The organism is Mycolicibacterium sp. XJ879, assembly GCF_053483935.1.
Map to the genome: position 1 here is coordinate 1 of NZ_JBEFTH010000034.1, position 912 is coordinate 912.

Annotated in this window: 1 protein-coding gene; it reads right to left on the reverse strand. The window is 62.3% G+C overall.

What is annotated here, in order from left to right; translation table 11 throughout:
* Nucleotides 1-173: 173 nt before the first annotated feature.
* On the reverse strand, nucleotides 174-912 hold a 739-nt coding region (locus ABQF13_RS25270), incomplete at its 5' end, for an IS256 family transposase (RefSeq protein ID WP_448395547.1).

Genomic DNA, 912 nt, shown 5'->3' on the forward strand with positions numbered 1-912 from the left:
AGAAAAGCTTGCACTTCAGATCACTCTTACTTATCCCGGGAAGCCCGACAAGTGGAGAGGAAAGATGGGCGTCAAGGATCACCGCCACAGCTCGACAGGACAGAGTCCCGTGGTGTGGTGGACTTCGGATCGGTGTGGGTGCACGCGTAGTGATCAACGAGTCGGGGTGAATGCTAGGCGATTTGGCGTTGTTCGGCGAGTGCTTTAGTGGCGGGTTCGGCGGCGGCCTGTTTGGCGGCGATGACTTTGCGCAGCTCGACCATCGAGATGTCGGAGAGGTAGCGGCGGGTGACTTGCCATTCGTCGTGGGCTTCGATGACCACGGCGGTCGCCAGTCGCAGGAACGCGGCGGGGTTGGGGAAGATCTCCACGACATCGGCGCGGCGTTTGATTTCTTTATTGAGCCGTTCGATGGGGTTGTTCGACCAGATCTTTTGCCAGTGCGCCCGCGGGAACGCGGTGAACGCCAACACATCGGTTTTGGCCTCATCCATCATCGTCGAGATTTTCGGAAAGCTCGCCGAGAGGGTGTCGGCGACCTGATCCCATTGGGCGTCGACCTCGGCGGGATCGGTGTGGGCGAAGATCGTCTTGACCGCCGCCGTGACCGCCGGGGCATGTTTGGCCGCGACCGCGCCGTGCAGGTTGCGCATGAAATGCACCCGGCAGCGTTGCCACGATGATCCGGCGAACTGCTGTGCCACGGCGGCTTTTAGGCCCGCGTGGGCATCAGAGATCACCAGATGCACCCCGGCCAGCCCGCGCGCTTTGAGCGAGCCCAAAAACTCGCGCCAGAACTCGAAGGATTCACTGTCACCCACGGCAGTCCCGAGTACTTCACGGGTGCCGTCGATGGACACCCCGGTGGCCACGATCAGCGCTTGGGACACCACATGGGCCCCGACGCGGACC